Origin of the sequence: Acinetobacter sp. 8I-beige, from assembly GCF_902505955.1 — a bacterium.
Lineage (GTDB): Bacteria > Pseudomonadota > Gammaproteobacteria > Pseudomonadales > Moraxellaceae > Acinetobacter > Acinetobacter johnsonii.
Genome location: NZ_LR732790.1, coordinates 368,195 through 386,439, shown reverse-complemented (window position 1 = coordinate 386,439; position 18,245 = coordinate 368,195). Strand labels below are relative to the sequence as shown.

The window sequence follows — 18,245 nt, the reverse complement described above, 5'->3', positions numbered from 1 at the left end:
GAGGTAGAAAATACAACTTTAGCTGCACGAAAAAAAAATAAAATGAAGAAGGAGAAAATTATGCCGATGCCCACTTTGCAGCGTTTAAAAACAGCAATGAAATTTCGCCCCTTCTTTTTCATTAGTTTTTTGCTAACTGCTGTTTTTTATACGCTGCTGAATACATTTACCGACTGGTCTTGGTCGACCAATTTATTGATCAGTTGGAATATTGCCGTCTCAAGTTATTTAATCAAAACCATGACCACCCTGTGGTCTGTTGACCATCGGCACATTCTGCAACATGCACAGCAGCAAGATGCCAGTAAATGGATCATTCTACTGTTAGTCATCCTGACTTTGCTCATGTGCTTAATTGCGATTGTATTGGAATTGACTCATCTTCCGAATGACCCAACCATCAAATATGGGCACTTAGCGCTGTCCTTACTCACCATTATTAGCGCATGGTTCTTTATGCATACCGTATTTGCCATTCATTATGCGCATGACTATTATCTGGCTCTCGCAGACCAACAAGATGCAGGCTTAGACTTTCCCAAAACGGCTCAACCGACCTATCCCGACTTTTTATATTTTAGTTATGTGATTGGCACTTCTGCACAAACCGCGGATGTTTCCATTACCTCACGTTCGATGCGTATTCTCAATATTCTGCACATTATTTTAGCTTATGGTTTTAATACCTCTATTCTCGCTATTAGCATCAATGTTGCGGCAGGTTTTATCACGCTCTAAGTACCCTGTTTTTCATTTTTTTGTCATCCGCTCAAATGACAACCATCCAATATAAAAACGATGATTGAAGTCCTTTCGACGACAACATCACAAAAAAAGCCCCAATCAGAGCTTTTTCAAATTACAAATCCAAAAATTAAATGAAACGTTCATTCGCCTTAAAACATACTAAAGACAAAAGCTTTAAAGATGATCGACCCAAAACAGTCAGACTCACTCTGACCATCTTCCACAGGCTATATATTTAGACGACTCAAGTTAAATCACTTGTTTAAAGTCAACATATTGCAATAAATGCTGCTGCAAGCTCGGCACATCATCCGCGATGGCCAAAGGTTGATATTGTCTGAGCGTTTCAGGTGTATGCACCCCATAACTCACCCCGATTCTCGGCATGGCAATATTACGCGCCATTTCTAGATCATAACTGGTATCACCGACCATAATCGCGCGTTCAGCAGACACACCCGTTTCAGTTAAAATTTCTTCCAACATCAAAGGATGCGGTTTAGATTTGGTTTCACTTGCAGCACGCGTTGTCACAAATAGTGCTTGGCTCTCTGTTTGAGCCAATACTCGATCTAATCCTTTACGGCTTTTACCTGTCGCCACCGCCAACTGTAAACCTGCTTCACGTAAGCCATTCAACATATCGGCCACGCCGTCGAACCAAACATCACCTTTCGAGTTCGCCACATAATGTTCGGCATAGCATTGTAAAATTTCAGTATGTAGCTCAGGCACTTGCGGAAATAATCGCTGCGCGACCTCTGGCAAACCTAAACCAATAATACTTTTTGCAGCATCAGCAGTTAAAGGTTGTGCAAATTGCTGCGCGGCAAACAGTAAACTCGCCACAATCTGCCCCACTGAATCAAATAAAGTCCCATCCCAATCAAAGATAATCAGTTCTACAGGTTTGTTCATGCTGGGGTTCCAATATTTACTTTTCTAAAGACAATTTACACGATGCATTTGCTACACGATGGCAACAAGGATTCGCCGTTGAGCTGACTGGCACTTCGCTTTAGAGCATTGCTTAAAGCACGTTCGGGATGTTCCATCAGCTCAACAAAAGATTTCTGTTACTTTGCATCTTTAAAAATAAAGATGACCAATACAGCATCATTTTAAATTAATCACAACCAACAAAAGTCATGGCTTTATCACCCCTCAAAATGAAAGGGAAAAGACTCAATCCTTCTTCTGTGCTCTTAACTGCGCCACAATACTCTGCATATCTTCAGGTAACGGCGCTTCAATCGGCGCATAACCAGGAATGTCTAAACGCATTGCATGCAGACATAAACGACGCGGCTTCGGGCCTTTATATTCCGTTTCATGACCATATTTATCGTCACCTACCAGTGGATGACCGATGCTTAAACCATGTACACGAATTTGATGGGTCCGCCCTGAAAGTGGCGATGCATAAACTAAGGTTGCATGCATAAAACGCTCAGCCACATTCCACTGCGTTTTAGACTCTTTACCTTCGCTCGATACACGCACACGACGTTCACCATTGGCCAGTTCATAACGGTGCAAAGGTGCATCAATTAACTGCTTGTCTAAACTCACCACACCTTTGACTACAGCAGCGTAAGTTTTCTTAATTTTGTGTTCACGCAACATGTCTTGCAAACTTTTTAACACACTACGCTTTTTAGAAATCATCACCAAACCTGAGGTATCACGGTCAATACGATGAATCAGTTCTAAGTATTTTTTACCTGTCGCGGCACGTAAGCCTTCAATCAGACCATAAGCCACACCACTGCCGCCATGTACAGCAATGCCCGATGGCTTATTGACAACCATCAAGCCCTCATCTTCATACACCACACGGCTGAGTAAACTCTGTGCTACTTTGTCAGAAACAGGCGCCGCATTTTCATCTTTTTGTTCATAGCGAATCGGGGCCACACGAACTTGGTCACCAATAGACAACTTAGTTTCTGCTTTTATACGCTTTTTATTCACGCGAACCTGACCTTCACGAATCAGGCGATAAATACGACTTTTAGGCACACCTTTTAAACGGCTAAATAAAAAGTTATCAATCCGTTGCCCTGCTTGATGCTCGTCCACTTCAAACCACGTCACGTTTTGCCATTGTTGGGTAGAATTCATACAGTTACTGCGACCTAAAAAATACGGAATTTGAATAAAAAATGACCATTTAGGCTATGCTTTACACAAGAAAGACTAGCTTAGCCCATAGGCAGATGGTACAAGGTTTGATATAGTCAGCGCACGGATACCACCATAAGTGAGTCAAAAGCTTAATCATTTCAATTTTAAATTGAATAGTTAAGAAAATAACTCAACTCAGCTTGGAACGGTCCCAAAAGAATTATGCCGACGCCGAAGGCTTATTATATCGGCAAAACAGCAAACTGTTAGGTTTAATTGTGCATCTGCACATAAATCAGTTTGCCCCAAAAAAATATGTGACCAACGAAGGTTGGTTTTTAAACGTAAACTGATATACATCAGATTAGTCGCTCCCTGATGTCGTATTCAGGCCACAGCGTTGATGCATATGGATCTGTTCAGTTGTAAAGGTACGATGATAATTCCGTATCAAGACACCCTATCCAAAAAGAAGGGTTGCTCTTCGAGCAAATGTGACAGTGAAAGTTACTTACATCCAATGCACCGCTTGTCCGCCAGTGAAACGCGCAGGAGACTTTAATCGTTTAAAGATTGAAGCCGTATTGCCATCATCAATATGTGAATCAAAACCGAAGCCGATCAAAAAGGCAGGTAATAAAACTCAGACCACAATCGGTTTATTTGAGATCTGAGCAAAATTGGTCCGTGATGTTTGATGTTCGCTACGTGTTTAGCGATAGTTTGCTGTGTATCACTATTAGGTGTTACACCCATGAAACGTATGTTGATTAATGCAACACATGCAGAAGAGATTCGCGTTGCACTTGTCACTGGGCAGCGTCTTTACGATTTTGACTTAGAAAATCGTACCCGTGAACAAAAAAAATCCAATATCTATAAAGGTCACGTGACTCGCGTTGAGCCTTCTTTAGAAGCCGTCTTTGTTGAATATGGTGCGGGACGTCAAGGCTTCTTGTCTATGCGTGAAATCGCAAATTCATATTACCAAGCAGACCCTCGCCAAACTTCAAACATTCGCGAATTGATTACTGAAGGCACAGAGCTTTTGGTTCAAGTTGAAAAAGAAGAACGTGGCAACAAAGGCGCTGCCCTTTCTACCTTCATTTCTTTAGCTGGTCGCTATTTGGTACTTATGCCAAATAACCCGAAAGGTGGTGGTATTAGCCGTCAAATTTCAGGTTCAGTACGTGAAGAATTGAAAGAAATGTTGGCGTCGTTAAATATACCTCGTGGCATGAGCGTGATTGTACGTACTGCGGGTATTGGCCGTTCTCAAGAAGAATTACAACTCGACCTACAGCACTTACTTGATCTTTGGGCTCAAATCCAAAACACAGCAAGTTCTGGTCCATCACCAATGTTGGTGCATCAAGAAGCAGGCGTGGTGACGCGTGCGATTCGTGACTATTTACGTGATGATGTTGCTGAGATCTTAATTGATTCAGAGCAAGCCTATAACGAAGCCTATAACTTCGTAAAAGCAGTCATGCCTCGTCAAATCGAAAAGCTAAAAACTTATACGCTAAATGAACCATTATTTGCGCATTTTGGTATCGAAAGCCAAATTCAAACAGCTTATGAACGTGAAGTTAAACTTCCTTCAGGTGGTTCAATCGTTATTGACCAAACCGAAGCATTAGTGTCAATCGACATCAACTCTGCAAAATCAACCCGTGGTAGCGACGTTGAAGATACAGCGCTCAATACCAACCTTGAAGCAGCAGAAGAAATTGCACGTCAACTGCGTTTACGTGACATTGGTGGTTTGGTCGTGATCGACTTTATCGACATGACCAAAGACCGCAACCAACGTATGGTTGAGGCCAAACTTCGCGAAGCAACACAAAGCGACCGTGCCCGTATCCAATTCGGTCAATTGTCTCGTTTTGGCTTAATGGAAATGAGCCGTCAACGTCTACGTCCTTCACTTGAAGAAGCAACAGGTTATGTCTGCCCGCGCTGTCATGGCACAGGTATGGTTCGTGACTTGCGTTCATTATCGCTTTCAATCATGCGTAAAGTAGAAGAAATTGCGCTGCGTGAACGTCATGGGGAAGTTCAAGTACAGGTTCCTGTTGAAATTGCAGCATTCTTATTGAATGAAAAGCGTCACACATTGGTTTACCTCGAACAAACTTCAGGTGTTCGTGTGACTGTACTTCCGCACCCACACTTAGAAACCCCACATTACGAAATTTCGTATAACCCTGAAGGCTTTGCACCAACCAGCTATGAACGCACAGAAGCAACACGTTCAAGCGAAAAAGAGTTGGGTTACGAGTCATCAGAATGGCATTTAGATGGTGCAGATCATGTGCATCAACATGCCGCTCCTGCGCCTGTACAACAAGAAAAAGGCAACAAAAAACCTCGTAACAACGCGCCACAACAACAAGTTGCGCAACAAGCCCCTGCCCAAACTACACCTTCAAGCAGCCCATGTGCATGGTTAGAAAACTTGTTTGTACAAAAACAAGCCGCGACTGTCGATCAATCACGCTCTGCAAATAATGCTGCTGCTGCCATTGAGCAAATGGTAAATGGCGGTGCAGTGAGCCGTGGTCAGTTTGGTCAAGTTGGCACGCCTGCTGTGGCACCTGTCGCGCCAAGCAACAATGTCTACATGAGCGCTGCACCTGTTCATGCCAAATCTGAACACCGTGAAGATAAGCATGTAGAGAAAGAAGAACGCGGCACACGCCACAACAAAAAGCGCCCTAATAAGCACAAAGAGTCACGTGAGCAAAATGCGCAACATGACAACCAAGTTCATGAAGAAATTGTGCAGGTCTCTCGTCAAGATCAACAGCGCCAAGATCGTTATGAACAACGTCCTGAACGCAATGAACCACAACGCCAAGACCGTCATGAACAACGTACTGAGCGCGGTGAACAACAACGTCAAGACCGTCCAGAGCGCAGTGAACAGCAACGTCAAGAACCGCGTGAAAACAAGCGTTCATCACGTCGCCAACACGGTGAGCAACAGCAAAACACTGATGTTCAAAACGAACAGCAAAATGCAATGCCACGTCGTGACCGTCGTAACCAACCTCGTCCAGAACGCCCAAATCGCCACCGCGACCCAAGTGTACTGAATGAGCAAGCCACTGAAACAGCGCCAGCCGTGGTTCAAGAACCTCAAGTTAAAGTTGAATTGATTGAAGCACCGCGTCAAGAAATGATCACAACAGCCCATGTGGTCAATGTCGATCAAGCGCAAAGTGAAATCGTGGCATTAACTCCGCCTGCACACACTGCAACCGAAACCAAGCCTCAGCAAGCGGCTGTTGCGAAAGCAGAAGTTGAAGTAAAAGCTGAGAAAGTGGTACAGGAGAAAGCAACTGAAGTTGTAGCAGAACCTGCTGAACAAGAAGCAGAGCAAAAACCACGTGAAAGCGTAAAACGTGCCAGCAATGACCCACGCCAACGCCGTCGCCAACAACGCGCTGCACACACACAGCAAACTGAAACACCTAAACTCACACCTTCACAGGTGCCAACTTTAGGTCAGTACACCATCAGCAGCTTGATTCGCCATGTCTATGGTGAAGACTGTTCAGTGCTGATTGAGCAGTTTGGTTTAATTCCAACCTTCAACCGTGCCCTTCAGAAATTTACTGAAGAGTATGCAGCAACGTTAAGCAAAACTGTGACAACGCCTGCTGTTGAAGCAGAGAAAAAACCGGTCACCCGTGATGTTGAAATTACAAAAGCGCAGCCTGAAGCAGAGCCAGTTCCAGTATTGGACCTGACACCGCCTGCACCTGTGTCTGAACAACGTGTTGCAAATGACCCGCGTGAACGTCGTCGTTTAGCTAAACTTGCTGCTGAACAAGCCAAACAAGCACGCGAAACAACACCTGTTGCTGAATCGTCAGCGCCTGAAACTGTAGTTGTTGCAGAAACGCCTGCTTCTGAAGCTGCACCCACTGTAACTCCAGAGGAAAGCGAACCTGTTCTTGCGAAAGAAAGCGAAGCACCCGTTACCGTTGAAAGCAGTGAAGTGAAAAGCTCGGCTGATGTAGCTGCGGTTGAAGAAGTGGAGGTTGTTGTTGCTCCGGTTCAAGCCAAAGCGCCTAGAGCGTCAAAGCAAGCTGAAAAAGCAGAAGTGACTGAAACTGTAGCGGAAACAGCTGCGGACGAGTCGGATAAATCAGACTCGGACAAGCCAGTTCGCCCACGTCGCCCACGTGGTCGTCCACCGAAAAAAGCGAGCCCGACTGAGTCGTAATTCGCCCTAGAGTTGTAAATTTTAAAAACCTAGTCATGTCAGTGGCTAGGTTTTTTTGTTATTTTCGTCAGATTAGGTTGATTGCACTAGACCGAAACGATTAAAAGAACAAGTGTAGAAACTGAGCACTATTCAAACGCATTGGATTGCATAAAATAATTAGGATTCATATGAGCCAACACCCATCACATGACCTCATTGGTATTACCGACGTTGCAGCAAAACTTCCTCAATTCATCAGTAAAGTTCCCAACTTACTCAGTGGATTAAAACAAGCATATTTACGGACCCCAAACACCCCAGCAGGTCTCGGGATTGCTTTTGAAAAAGCAGTGAAGCGCAACCCTCACGGTATGGCCTTGCTTTTTGAAGATCAAAAATTTAGTTACCAAGCCCTCAACGAATGGGCAAACCAAATTGGGCATTATTTTTTATCCATTGGAGCAAAAAAGGGTGATGTCATCACAGTGATGATTGAAAACCGTCCTGAATTGGTTGCAACCGTGATTGCACTTGCCAAAATTGGCGTTACTGCGGCTTTAGTCAATACCTCGCAAGTCGGTAAAGTGCTGGCGCATAGTATTAATCTGGTCAAACCCATTGCAGTCATCGTGGGTGAAGAATGTCGTGCCGCAGTTGATGAAATCCGTCATGATCTAAATCTCTCTGCGGATCGTTTCTATTGGTTTGCCGACCAAGAAACCCAAAAAGATGCAGGCCTTGCGCCAAAAGGTTTCAGTAATCTTGCTGAAAAAATTAATGCCTTTGCCAAGTTCAACACCCCAACCACACACAGTGTGCTGGGTAAAGATGGCTTGTTTTATATTTATACCTCAGGCACAACCGGTCTACCTAAAGCCGTTATTTTCACGCATAGCCGCTGGACATTGGCTTATGGAACCTACGGGCACGTACTCAACCTCGACAAAGACGATGTGATGTATGTCACCTTGCCGCTGTACCATGCAACAGGTATTGTGGTGTGTTGGTGTGGCGTGATTGCAGGTGCTGGCACCTTGGCTTTACGCCGTAAATACTCCACTTCTGCTTTTTGGAAAGATGTGCAAAAGTTCGATGCCTCTGCCATAGGCTATGTGGGTGAGTTATGTCGCTACCTCATGGATGCATCACCTTCAGATTTAGAAAAAGGCCACCGTGTCACCAAAATGATCGGCAATGGCATGCGTCCGAATATTTGGGACAAATTCAAACAGCGGTTTGGTATTGAAGAAATTTTAGAGCTTTATGCATCGAGTGAAGGCAATGTCGGCTTTAGCAATGTATTTAACTTTGACAACACTGTCGGTTTTTCACCCACGCCTTATGCCATTATCCAGTTTGATAAAGAAAAAAATGCGCCTGTTTATGATGCCAAAGGTGGCTGTATCAAGGTCAAAAAAGGCGAAGTTGGTTTATTGATTGGTAAAATTACCCGCCGCTCCCCTTTTGATGGCTATACCGACCCTGAAAAAAATAAATCAGTGATTCTTAAAGATGTCTTCAAGTCCGGCGATGCTTATTTCAACACAGGGGACTTAGTCCGCGACATTGGTTTCCGTCATGCCCAATTCGTCGACCGCTTAGGCGATACCTTCCGCTGGAAAGGCGAAAATGTGTCCACGACTGAAGTTGAAAACATGGTTAGTGAATATGACAAAATCACCGAAGCTGTAGTATATGGTGTTGAAATTCCGAACACCAATGGTCGTGCGGGAATGGCTGCGATTACACTGGCAGATGGCGCTGAACTGAATGAGCAGGATTTAGCTCAAATGCTCGTGAGCTTTAAAAAATGCCTCCCTGCCTATGCTGTACCCGTTTTCTTACGCGTACAAAAGCAAGTTGAAACTACAGGAACATTTAAATACCAAAAGAACAAGCTCAAAGCACAAGCCTTTGACCCGAAAAAAACGGATGAACGTTTGCTGGTCCTGTTACCCAACAGCAGTGCATATGCAGATTTAACGCAACAAGTCTTTGATAACATTCAAGCCTATCAATATCGCTTCTAAACTCGAATTGCTTGTTTTTTAGCTACCTAATCGCAAATTTGTTGTATTTATAATCAAACATCAACAAGTTTGCGATTTTTTACTTGCGCTCGATGCATATCTTGCTACAATACGCTCCATCAAATGATATGGGTCGTTAGCTCAGCTGGTAGAGCAGCGGACTTTTAATCCGTTGGTCCCGCGTTCGAATCGCGGACGACCCACCATTCCTTTGATACCCTTGATGGGTCGTTAGCTCAGCTGGTAGAGCAGCGGACTTTTAATCCGTTGGTCCCGCGTTCGAATCGCGGACGACCCACCATCTTTCTTGTAAAATCTAATTTTACAAACCTGCTCAGGTTCGAATGCTTTAAAAATTTCTTTTTTAAACTTTCAGCGAATACTCTTTCGCACACCTTGCTCAGGGTCGTTAGCTCAGCTGGTAGAGCAGCGGACTTTTAATCCGTTGGTCCCGCGTTCGAATCGCGGACGACCCACCATTTATTTAAATCCTCTTTAATTGGATTGATATGACATTTATTTAGCGACATGCTATTTAAGTCATAAAATTCGCTCGCTGTTCATTTCTTCACTATTTTTATTCTTCAGTCTTATTCTGTTGCTTTGCCCAGTGCCATTTTAACTATGAATTAGGCTCACGCTTTAATGTATACGCACGCTCTAATTTCGGAAAACCTCGTGCATACAATTTTTGGTTAGTGGCATCTAGATTATTACTTTTATCCAAATCCATTTGCAGCGTTTGCGAATCCACCACGCGATAATAAAAATTAATCCCCTCTTTACGATGCACGATCAGCTCTGTTCGCTCTTTATTCATAGTCCACGTATCACGGCGATAACTTAAGTTTGAAAAGCCAGGGCGTTGTTTTTCTGAAAAGACCTTACCCAAACGCACAATGCTACGATGCACCGTACCATCAGGTAAAAAATTGAGAATAAAATCAGCCTTCCCTGTTTCACAAGGGAAAAAATAACCATCACATTGAATTTGTGTGCGATAACGCCCAATAAACTGCTGTTCACTAATATCAAGCGTGCGAGGTGCATACTCCGAATCATCTTGCATGGTTGCCCGTCCTGCCACCTCAGTCAGCTTCTTCCCCGACTCAGCCGTAACAGCCGCGTCCTCTACCGTGCTATTTTCATGTTGTTGTGACGCCTCCGACAGCCCACCATCACAGCCAGCTAACGATACACCGATTAGCGCCACCGCTCCTTGCAGTAATGCGCCAATCAAACCCTGATGCTTTCGTTTCAACTTCATTCCACACTCACTTCCTGCACGTGATTAATCTCCATAACCATCACGAATATTCCATCCTGACCTCTGGTTTTTTCTCGGATTCAAATGACTTGCTGACTTTAAGCAGCTGGCTCAACGTCAAATAGAGCACATTTTAATCCTCATCAAAACCCCAGCTTTTATCTCTTTACATAACTTTACTTTTTAATCGACTTCGTCACCTTTAAAAATGTAATTCCATCTCCATTTTTAAACTATGAGTGCATAAAGCCACTCAGATTTTAATTTTTAAGGAGACCTAGATGGCCAATGTTGGTTTATATCGCTCAAACCGCTCAAACATGATTGCTGGTGTGATGGGTGGTATTGCTGAACGTTTTGGTTGGAACGCAAATTTACTTCGTATTGTTTTCATCACCATTTCACTGTTAAGTGCAGCATTCCCTGGAATTTTGGTTTACCTGATTCTTTGGTTGGTGATGCCGAAACAAAAAGACCAAATCGAGCATTCTCCACAGACTCAATCTGGTTATAGCAATACGATGCGTACTGTTAATCCAGATCATCGCAACCCATAGGCACACATCTTTCGTCTCAAAAAAGTTTCTTTTTATGCTACGACCACTTCCCCCAAAGTGTCGTAGCTTTTTTTTGCCTACGACACTCACATGACTTAGCGATGTTGTAACAGACGATACAACGCTGCAATCATATCAGCACGGCTAATGATGCCGACCAAAGCTTTATTTTCAACCACAGGAATATAGTTAAAAGAACGTTCAACAAAGTACGGGATCAAATCTTGTAGTTCTTGATCCGGCTGTACCGTGACCACCTGACGTTTCATAATGTGCTTGACTTGATCTTGCCAAGAGGTACGCAAATCCGTTGCCTTTTGGAACCACTCGACCACTTCATATAAAGCTAAGGTGCCGCATACTTGTTCAGCTCGATTTAACACAGGTAAACTCATTAGATTGACCTGTTTAAATTTTTCCACAGCGACTTGAATGTCTTCATCCTCATATAAACACAGCACATCTTTACTCATAATGTCCCGACAGCGTAAGTCTATATGAAAACGCGTATCGGCCTGCGCTTGAGCTTTTAAAATCAGTTTTTGTAAATCATATTCACTGATGTCGAGTAACTGTGTTTCTTGGGCTAAAACTTGATGAATATCTTCAGGTTGAATTGTGACCTTCTGGGTGGGGGTCGGGTCGGTGCTACGCGTATTGACTTGCGCCACAGTTGGGTATTGTTTCCCGAGCAAGCGGTTGAACACGATCGCAATCACGAGAAGTAGGATTGAGTTGAGTAGAACAGGATAAAACACAAACTGATACCCTAGCTCGTGTACCGTCTCGCCTCCCAGCACCGCTGTAATTGCCACAGCACCACTCGGTGGATGCAAAGAATCTGTCGTCATCATCAAAATAATCGACAAAGCCACAGCAACACTAAATGCTTCTGTTAAGTTGGAAATATAGAGTGCGCAGGTCACCCCAATTACAGCTGCAATCGTATTCCCAATCACAATATTCCATGGCTGAGCCAAAGGACTGGCTGGTACGGCAAAAAGCAACACCGAGGACGCACCCATCGGGGCGATATACCATGCATTGATCCCACCCAAAAGCCACCAACTTATGAGTGAAGACAGTGCTAATCCCAACAATGCACCTAAACCACAGAGCATTCTTTCCTTTAGCGGTAACACTTTAAAATTCGGTTTTAAGGTATTTAACCATTCAAGTTGCATATGAAACACAGCCGCCCTTCTACTTTTGCGCACTTAACCAGTGCAAAATTATACGCGGTCTCAGCAATAAGATGCATCTATTTTACATCTTAGAGATATCAATTTTGTTATTTCAATTGTTATCAGCAAAGTCTATATTTAGCGCAAGAGTTTCATTTTTATAAGAAGAAAGGTACACGTCTTGGGAAAATTCAAATATGAAGATCACCTTGAAACTTTAGGTTTATGTGAATGCCTAATTGCCCTGATTCAATTTGAAGTGAAACAAGGCAACAAAATCTCTGGTTACGATACTCATGCAAAATGGCCTAAAGAAGAGAGCCATTTGATTTATCTAAAACAATCTCTGCATTTAAAAAATCTTAATTTTCCCCAACACCCAAATGTTCAAGCTCAGGTTAATCGAGATATGCATTCTAATTGGCATACAGATGCTTACTGCACCATGCATCATCACCTTATTATTGGATAATTTATGAAAAGAATAAAAAATGACTGAAAAACTTGAAATCTGCGACTGCTTAAATGAATTATTAACACTTGAATTGTCACTTGGAAATTCAGTTTCCCACTTTGACAATCATGCCAAATGGCCTTATCCCGAGACCCATTTTGTTATGTTAGCCCATGATCTTCATACTCATTTAGAAACATTGGCATACTCAAAAAATATTTCCCACCAAATATGCAAAGATATTCATTATGGTTGGCATGATGAATATTTATGCGAAATTCATCACGACTTACTGTGTGCAGGTCGTACTAAGCCATTTTAGCAAATATAAAATTAAGTGCTGAAAAATAAATAGAGCCTTTGCCACTCCTCTGCAAAATCCTTATACTTAGAACCAATTTTTTCTTATATTTATAATGGATGCTGCATGAGTCGCGCCATATCGCATATTGATACATTCCAAGGCTTAATTCTTGCCTTACAAAACTACTGGGCTGAACAAGGTTGCGTCATTTTACAACCTTACGATATGGAAATGGGTGCAGGAACATTCCACACTGCAACATTCTTACGCGCACTTGGGCCTGAAACTTGGAACGCAGCATACGTTCAACCCTCACGTCGTCCTAAAGACGGTCGTTATGGCGAAAACCCAAACCGTTTGCAACACTATTACCAATTCCAAGTAGTACTGAAACCAAACCCAGACAATATCCAACAGCTTTATCTAGACTCATTAGAAGCCATTGGTATTGATACCCTCACTCACGATATTCGTTTCGTAGAAGACAACTGGGAATCTCCAACACTCGGTGCATGGGGCTTAGGTTGGGAAGTTTGGCTCAACGGTATGGAAGTGACTCAGTTTACATACTTCCAACAAGTCGGTGGTGTCGAATGCTACCCTGTGACAGGTGAAATCACTTACGGTCTTGAGCGTTTAGCCATGTACCTACAAGGTGTAGACTCGGTTTACGATCTTGTTTGGACCAAAGGTCAGTTTGGTACTGTGACTTATGGCGATGTATTCCATCAAAACGAAGTGGAACAATCGACATATAACTTTGAATATGCCAACGTTGAAAAATTGTTTGAATTATTCGATTTCTATGAAGCAGAAGCTACGCGCTTAATGGAAGCTGAACTTCCGCTTCCTGCCTACGAACAAGTGATTAAAGCATCACACAGCTTTAACTTGCTTGATGCACGTGGTGCGATTTCTGTGACTGAGCGTCAACGCTATATTTTACGTGTGCGTACTTTGGCACGTTCAATTGCGCAAAGCTATGTAGCTGCACGTGCCAAACTTGGTTTCCCAATGGCAGAACCACATTTACGTGATGAAGTTTTAGCTCAATTGAAAGCTCAGGTTGAAGCCGAAGCGGCTCAAGCAGAAAAATCAGCGGAGAACAAATAATGTCTAAACATACAGTTTTATTTGAACTTGGCTGTGAAGAACTTCCTCCAAAAAGCTTAAAAACTTTACGTGACGCATTGCAAGCTGAAACAGAAAAAGGCTTAAAAGATGCAGGCTTAGCTTTTGATTCTATCGAAGCCTATGCAGCGCCTCGTCGTTTGGCATTGAAAATCATCAATGTAGATGGTGCTCAAGCAGATACGCAAAAACGTTTTGACGGCCCTGCTGTACAAGCAGCTTATGATGCTGAAGGTAAGCCAACGAAAGCACTTGAAGGCTTTATGCGTGGTCAAGGCATTACTGCAGATCAAGTATCAACGTTCCAAGCGGGTAAAGTTGAAAAAGTTTGTTATTTAAAAGATGTGAAAGGTCAAAGTCTTGATGCTTTACTACCACAAATTTTACAAACTGCTTTGGACAACCTTCCAATTGCAAAACGTATGCGTTCTGCGGCAAGCCGTACTGAATTCGTTCGTCCTGTAAAATGGGTTGTATTGTTAAAAGACAATGATGTAATTGATGCAACAATTCAGGACCATAAAGCAGGTAATGTGACTTATGGTCATCGTTTCCATGCACCTGAAGCGATTACTTTAGCCAATGCAGATGATTATTTAGATGCGCTTCGTGCTGCAAAAGTTGTAGCGAATTTTGAAGAACGCCAAGCCATCATTGATCAACAAGTGAAAGCTCTGGCTGATGAAGTCAATGCAATTGCCATCGTTCCTGCTGATTTACGTGATGAAGTCACCGCATTGGTTGAATGGCCAGTTGCACTTCGTGCGAGCTTTGAAGAACGCTTCCTTGCTGTGCCTCAAGAAGCTTTGATCACCACCATGCAAGACAACCAAAAGTATTTCTGTTTGGTGAATGCTGACAATAAACTTCAACCTTACTTCATTACTGTTTCAAATATTGAGTCTAAAGATCCAACTCAAATCATTGAAGGAAATGAGAAAGTTGTACGCCCTCGTTTGTCTGATGCTGAATTCTTCTTCTTGCAAGACCAAAAGCAGCCGCTTGCATCTCGTAAAGAAAAATTAGCCAATATGATTTTCCAAGCACAGTTAGGTACGCTTTGGAATAAATCTGAACGTATTGCTAAATTGGCTGTAGCTTTATCTGCAATCACAGGTGCGAATCCTGCCGATGCTGAAAAAGCAGCACTTCTTGCAAAGTGTGATTTAACTTCTGAATTGGTTGGCGAATTCCCAGAACTTCAAGGGATTGCGGGCACTTACTATGCACGTATTGAAGGTGAGAATAATGAAGTTGCGGAAGCTTTAGGTGAGCAATATTTACCTAAGTTTGCTGGTGATGTGTTACCAAAAACCAAGACAGGTACAACGATTGCCCTTGCGGATCGTTTAGATACACTCACAGGTATTTTCGGTATTGGTCAAGCGCCTACAGGTTCGAAAGACCCGTTTGCTTTACGTCGTTCTGCGATTGGTATTTTGCGTTTAGTCACTGAAAACAATCTTGATGTTTCAATTGAAGAACTGATCAAGCTTGCTTTGGCTGCTTATGGCGATGTATTGAAAGACCACGACAAGACTTTGGCGGATGCTGTTGCATTCCTTGAAGGTCGTTATCGTGCGAAATACGAAGACCAAGGCGTTGCTGTTGATGTGATTCAAGCGGTTCAAGCACTTTCTCCAAAATCACCACTTGATTTTGATAAGCGTGTGACTGCGGTGAATCATTTCCGTAGCCTGCCTGAAGCTGCTGCTTTGGCTGCTGCGAATAAACGTGTTGCGAACATTTTGGCGAAAGAAGCTGCGCCTACGGGTGAGATTGTTGAATCTAAATTGCTTGAAGATGCTGAAAAAGCACTTTATGCAGAGATTCAAAATATCCTGCCTGTGGTTCAACCGCTTTTGGCTGCAAAAGACTATACCGCTGCCCTTTCTAAGTTAGCTGCGCTGCGTGCGCCAATTGATGCCTTCTTTGATGGTGTCATGGTGATGGCTGATGATGCGGAACTGAAAGCAAACCGTTTACGTTTACTGGCTCAGTTACGTGACTTGTTTACAAGTGTTGCGGATATTTCGGTGTTACAGCACTAAGCTTTCATTGATGCTAAAAACCCGCTTTAGAGCGGGTTTTTTTATTCTTAGAATTTAATATTTATGATATAAAATCAAAATGATAACAAAAAAACATCCATATGATAGACAATAATTTTACAGAAAACATAGAGAAAGACCCCCAACGATTATCTGAAGGTAAGGTAATTTATCCATGTTTACTAGATCCGGGTATTCACAAGATATCTTTGGAAAATTTGGAAAAAACAGTTCTCAATCCATTTCAAGATAAAAGAACACGGGCTAATTTATGCAATCGCCTAAGAGCCTTAATTCAGGAATTAGAGGCTTATCAAGTTGAGATGATAATCTGGTTAGACAGATCATTTTGTTCAAAGAAACCGCATCCTAGTGATATTGATATAGTTTTATTTCTCAATGAAGAAGACCTGAATAAACTTTTATCCGAGAAATATAATGAGTTACTTTCATTTCTAGAAAATCGTAATACAATTCGCGCCCGATATGGGTGTGACTTGTTTTTTAACACTATGAGCGAAATAGATCGCTTTCACTATTGGCGTAGTCTTTTCAGTTACAATCAACTATCTGAAGCTAAAGGTTTCATTCAACTTCGAGTAAACTCTCATGAACATCTCTACTCTTGAAGAACAAATACATTTAGCTGAAGAGGTTTTGAGTAAGAATAATCAGACCTTAGATAAAAATGATCGCTTCAAAATAGCTTCGTTTAATTCCTTTAAGGAACATCTAAACAACCTCAGAAAGCAGCTCCACTATCTACAACTCCGTAGAGAAAAAGAGATTTTAGAAGTCCGCTTCATAGGTGACAAAGCTTGCAATGGCTCACTTCCATTGATGCTACATGCAACTTTATCAAAGGGTTTAGCTGAGAGCCTAATTACACTTTCTACAAAAGTAAGAACTCCTAAGAAACATGCTGACTTTGTTAACCAATCTGACTTAGATCTTCGTTTAGCAAATATTGTTTCAGGTTCAACAAAATTCATCATCAGTTTAGAAATTCAGCCAGACTTGTTTGGATGGAGTTTGTCTCAAAATACCCTTTCCTATTGGTTTTCATTTTTTCAATCCTTAGATAATCCTGAGACAAATCAAGAAATCTTCTCCATTATGGGAAACAAAGGTATTGCTAGCATTAAATCTATGCTCTCTGCTTTGAAAAGCAATAATTTAGACTTTGAAATTAACTGGGATTCACATCACAATCAAAAACATTATTGGATGGGCAACACTAAAAAAATTGATAAAGCTTTAAAATTTTTAAATGAGTTGGTAATTCAAGAACCACTTGAATGCGAGATTTCTGGGATAATACAAAATCTTGATAGATCAGGAAAAATTACTCTTGTGAATGAGGATAAAAAAATCTATCGCATAAGATTAGAAAAAACAGTTTTATCTGAAATAGAAAAGTTACGTATCAACCAGTTTGTAACATTAAAAGTAATTAAAAATATTAGTACTCACCCAACATTTGATAAAGTTATAGAAAGCTATGATTTCATTAATATTATCTAAAATCAAACTTCCAATCTGCTTTTAGAAATAGCTTTAACATCAATATTAGAGCATAGAAAGCTAAGCCCAAAACTCGAAAAGCGTGAATACTATGGTCTTCCTTTTCACAATTCCCTATACTCGAACCAACAACACGCAACAAGAAAGAACCTTATGAAATTAAAAACTGTGCTTTTCGCTACTTTTGCTGCCCTTTCTATTACAGCATGTACATCTCAACCAACGATTCCACAGTTGACAGCGGGTGTATTACAAGAAGTCCAAGATATTGAAGTTTATCCAGACACAACCAATAACAAAGCAAAACTGACCAAATTTGAAGACAAATGCGTCATCGAATTTACTGGCAACCTCAAAGCAGGTAAAGTCGTAGAACAGTGGGCGTTCCGTGACTACACCCTCATCACAGGTGGCTCAGCAACCTTTGCACTCGATGGCACAAGCACTGCAACCAAATTTGAATTACACGATGCAGAAGTACAGAAAAACTTCCTCGCACTACGTAATCACTTTGCAAAAGAAGCCTTAGCGCAATGTAACTAAGCAAATCGTCATCACTGGTGCAACATCAGTGATGACTTTCTCTCAAATGCCTTTCGCTTCGTGTCCTTTACTTCAATACCAGTCGCCATACTCTTTACATTTAAAAC

At 42.1% G+C, this 18,245-nt stretch carries 14 protein-coding genes and 3 tRNA genes; 13 read left to right on the top strand and 4 right to left on the bottom strand.

Annotated features, from left to right (window positions below; genetic code table 11):
• Positions 1–60 precede the first annotated feature (60 nt).
• Positions 61–738 (top strand): DUF1345 domain-containing protein, encoded by a 678-nt coding sequence (locus tag GVX98_RS01880; RefSeq protein WP_004978896.1) that lies wholly within the window; start codon positions 61–63, stop codon positions 736–738.
• Between the two features lie 258 nt (positions 739–996).
• Here the strand turns inward: GVX98_RS01880 and GVX98_RS01875 are convergent, their stop codons facing one another.
• Positions 997–1,665, bottom strand: coding sequence for an HAD-IA family hydrolase (locus GVX98_RS01875; RefSeq protein ID WP_159127103.1), 669 nt, complete (start codon positions 1,663–1,665; stop codon positions 997–999).
• 267 nt (positions 1,666–1,932) lie between these two features.
• Positions 1,933–2,871 (bottom strand): RluA family pseudouridine synthase, encoded by a 939-nt coding sequence (locus GVX98_RS01870; RefSeq protein ID WP_126038381.1) that lies wholly within the window; start codon positions 2,869–2,871, stop codon positions 1,933–1,935.
• Positions 2,872–3,628: 757 nt separating this feature from the next.
• On the opposite strand from GVX98_RS01870, the gene GVX98_RS01865 reads away from it, so the two are divergent.
• The 5 genes from GVX98_RS01865 (at position 3,629) to GVX98_RS01845 (ending at position 9,602) form a co-directional block, all read left to right on the top strand.
• Positions 3,629–7,111 (top strand): Rne/Rng family ribonuclease, encoded by a 3,483-nt coding sequence (locus tag GVX98_RS01865; protein WP_159127102.1) that lies wholly within the window; start codon positions 3,629–3,631, stop codon positions 7,109–7,111.
• Between the two features lie 170 nt (positions 7,112–7,281).
• The gene (locus GVX98_RS01860; protein WP_004978889.1) at positions 7,282–9,123 is read left to right on the top strand and encodes a long-chain-acyl-CoA synthetase; all 1,842 of its coding nucleotides are present in this window, start codon (positions 7,282–7,284) and stop codon (positions 9,121–9,123) included.
• Positions 9,124–9,253: 130 nt separating this feature from the next.
• Positions 9,254–9,329: transfer RNA gene (locus GVX98_RS01855), tRNA-Lys, on the top strand.
• 19 nt (positions 9,330–9,348) lie between these two features.
• A tRNA-Lys gene (locus GVX98_RS01850) sits at positions 9,349–9,424 on the top strand.
• Positions 9,425–9,526: 102 nt separating this feature from the next.
• Positions 9,527–9,602: transfer RNA gene (locus GVX98_RS01845), tRNA-Lys, on the top strand.
• 143 nt (positions 9,603–9,745) lie between these two features.
• Here the strand turns inward: GVX98_RS01845 and GVX98_RS01840 are convergent.
• Positions 9,746–10,390, bottom strand: a complete 645-nt coding sequence (locus GVX98_RS01840) for a hypothetical protein (protein ID WP_159127101.1) — start codon at positions 10,388–10,390, stop codon at positions 9,746–9,748.
• 281 nt (positions 10,391–10,671) lie between these two features.
• On the opposite strand from GVX98_RS01840, the gene GVX98_RS01835 reads away from it, so the two are divergent.
• Complete coding sequence (locus GVX98_RS01835) at positions 10,672–10,947, top strand: PspC domain-containing protein (RefSeq protein WP_151836304.1); 276 nt, start codon at positions 10,672–10,674, stop codon at positions 10,945–10,947.
• 95 nt (positions 10,948–11,042) lie between these two features.
• On the opposite strand, the gene GVX98_RS01830 is transcribed toward GVX98_RS01835, so the two are convergent.
• A complete protein-coding gene (locus tag GVX98_RS01830; protein ID WP_010325819.1) occupies positions 11,043–12,140 on the bottom strand; it encodes an HPP family protein in 1,098 nt (365 codons plus the stop codon).
• Between the two features lie 172 nt (positions 12,141–12,312).
• On the opposite strand from GVX98_RS01830, the gene GVX98_RS01825 reads away from it, so the two are divergent.
• The 6 genes from GVX98_RS01825 (at position 12,313) to GVX98_RS01800 (ending at position 18,138) form a co-directional block, all read left to right on the top strand.
• Complete coding sequence (locus tag GVX98_RS01825; RefSeq protein ID WP_058868849.1) at positions 12,313–12,603, top strand: hypothetical protein; 291 nt, start codon at positions 12,313–12,315, stop codon at positions 12,601–12,603.
• Between the two features lie 19 nt (positions 12,604–12,622).
• Positions 12,623–12,907 carry a hypothetical protein gene (locus tag GVX98_RS01820; protein WP_159127100.1) on the top strand — a complete coding sequence of 95 codons (285 nt, stop codon included), beginning with the start codon at positions 12,623–12,625 and terminating at the stop codon, positions 12,905–12,907.
• Positions 12,908–13,012: 105 nt separating this feature from the next.
• Complete coding sequence (glyQ, locus tag GVX98_RS01815) at positions 13,013–14,002, top strand: glycine--tRNA ligase subunit alpha (RefSeq protein ID WP_159127099.1); 990 nt, start codon at positions 13,013–13,015, stop codon at positions 14,000–14,002.
• The gene (gene glyS / locus GVX98_RS01810) at positions 14,002–16,071 is read left to right on the top strand and encodes a glycine--tRNA ligase subunit beta (RefSeq protein ID WP_159127098.1); all 2,070 of its coding nucleotides are present in this window, start codon (positions 14,002–14,004) and stop codon (positions 16,069–16,071) included. Before glyQ ends, glyS begins: the two co-directional genes overlap by 1 nt.
• 609 nt (positions 16,072–16,680) lie before the next feature.
• A complete protein-coding gene (locus tag GVX98_RS01805) occupies positions 16,681–17,595 on the top strand; it encodes a hypothetical protein (RefSeq protein ID WP_159127097.1) in 915 nt (304 codons plus the stop codon).
• A gap of 153 nt (positions 17,596–17,748) precedes the next feature.
• The gene (locus GVX98_RS01800) at positions 17,749–18,138 is read left to right on the top strand and encodes a hypothetical protein (RefSeq protein WP_004978867.1); all 390 of its coding nucleotides are present in this window, start codon (positions 17,749–17,751) and stop codon (positions 18,136–18,138) included.
• Positions 18,139–18,245 lie beyond the last annotated feature (107 nt).

Excerpts from the sequence above, each read along its gene's own strand:
- GVX98_RS01880 (WP_004978896.1), top strand. The coding sequence starts at position 61 with ATGCCGATGCCCACTTTGCAGCGTTTAAAAACAGCAATGAAATTTCGC.
- GVX98_RS01875 (WP_159127103.1), bottom strand. The coding sequence starts at position 1,665 with ATGAACAAACCTGTAGAACTGATTATCTTTGATTGGGATGGGACTTTA.
- GVX98_RS01870 (WP_126038381.1), bottom strand. The coding sequence starts at position 2,871 with ATGAATTCTACCCAACAATGGCAAAACGTGACGTGGTTTGAAGTGGAC.
- GVX98_RS01865 (WP_159127102.1), top strand. The coding sequence starts at position 3,629 with ATGAAACGTATGTTGATTAATGCAACACATGCAGAAGAGATTCGCGTT.
- GVX98_RS01860 (WP_004978889.1), top strand. The coding sequence starts at position 7,282 with ATGAGCCAACACCCATCACATGACCTCATTGGTATTACCGACGTTGCA.
- GVX98_RS01840 (WP_159127101.1), bottom strand. The coding sequence starts at position 10,390 with ATGAAGTTGAAACGAAAGCATCAGGGTTTGATTGGCGCATTACTGCAA.
- GVX98_RS01835 (WP_151836304.1), top strand. The coding sequence starts at position 10,672 with ATGGCCAATGTTGGTTTATATCGCTCAAACCGCTCAAACATGATTGCT.
- GVX98_RS01820 (WP_159127100.1), top strand. The coding sequence starts at position 12,623 with ATGACTGAAAAACTTGAAATCTGCGACTGCTTAAATGAATTATTAACA.
- glyQ (WP_159127099.1), top strand. The coding sequence starts at position 13,013 with ATGAGTCGCGCCATATCGCATATTGATACATTCCAAGGCTTAATTCTT.
- glyS (WP_159127098.1), top strand. The coding sequence starts at position 14,002 with ATGTCTAAACATACAGTTTTATTTGAACTTGGCTGTGAAGAACTTCCT.
- GVX98_RS01805 (WP_159127097.1), top strand. The coding sequence starts at position 16,681 with ATGAACATCTCTACTCTTGAAGAACAAATACATTTAGCTGAAGAGGTT.
- GVX98_RS01800 (WP_004978867.1), top strand. The coding sequence starts at position 17,749 with ATGAAATTAAAAACTGTGCTTTTCGCTACTTTTGCTGCCCTTTCTATT.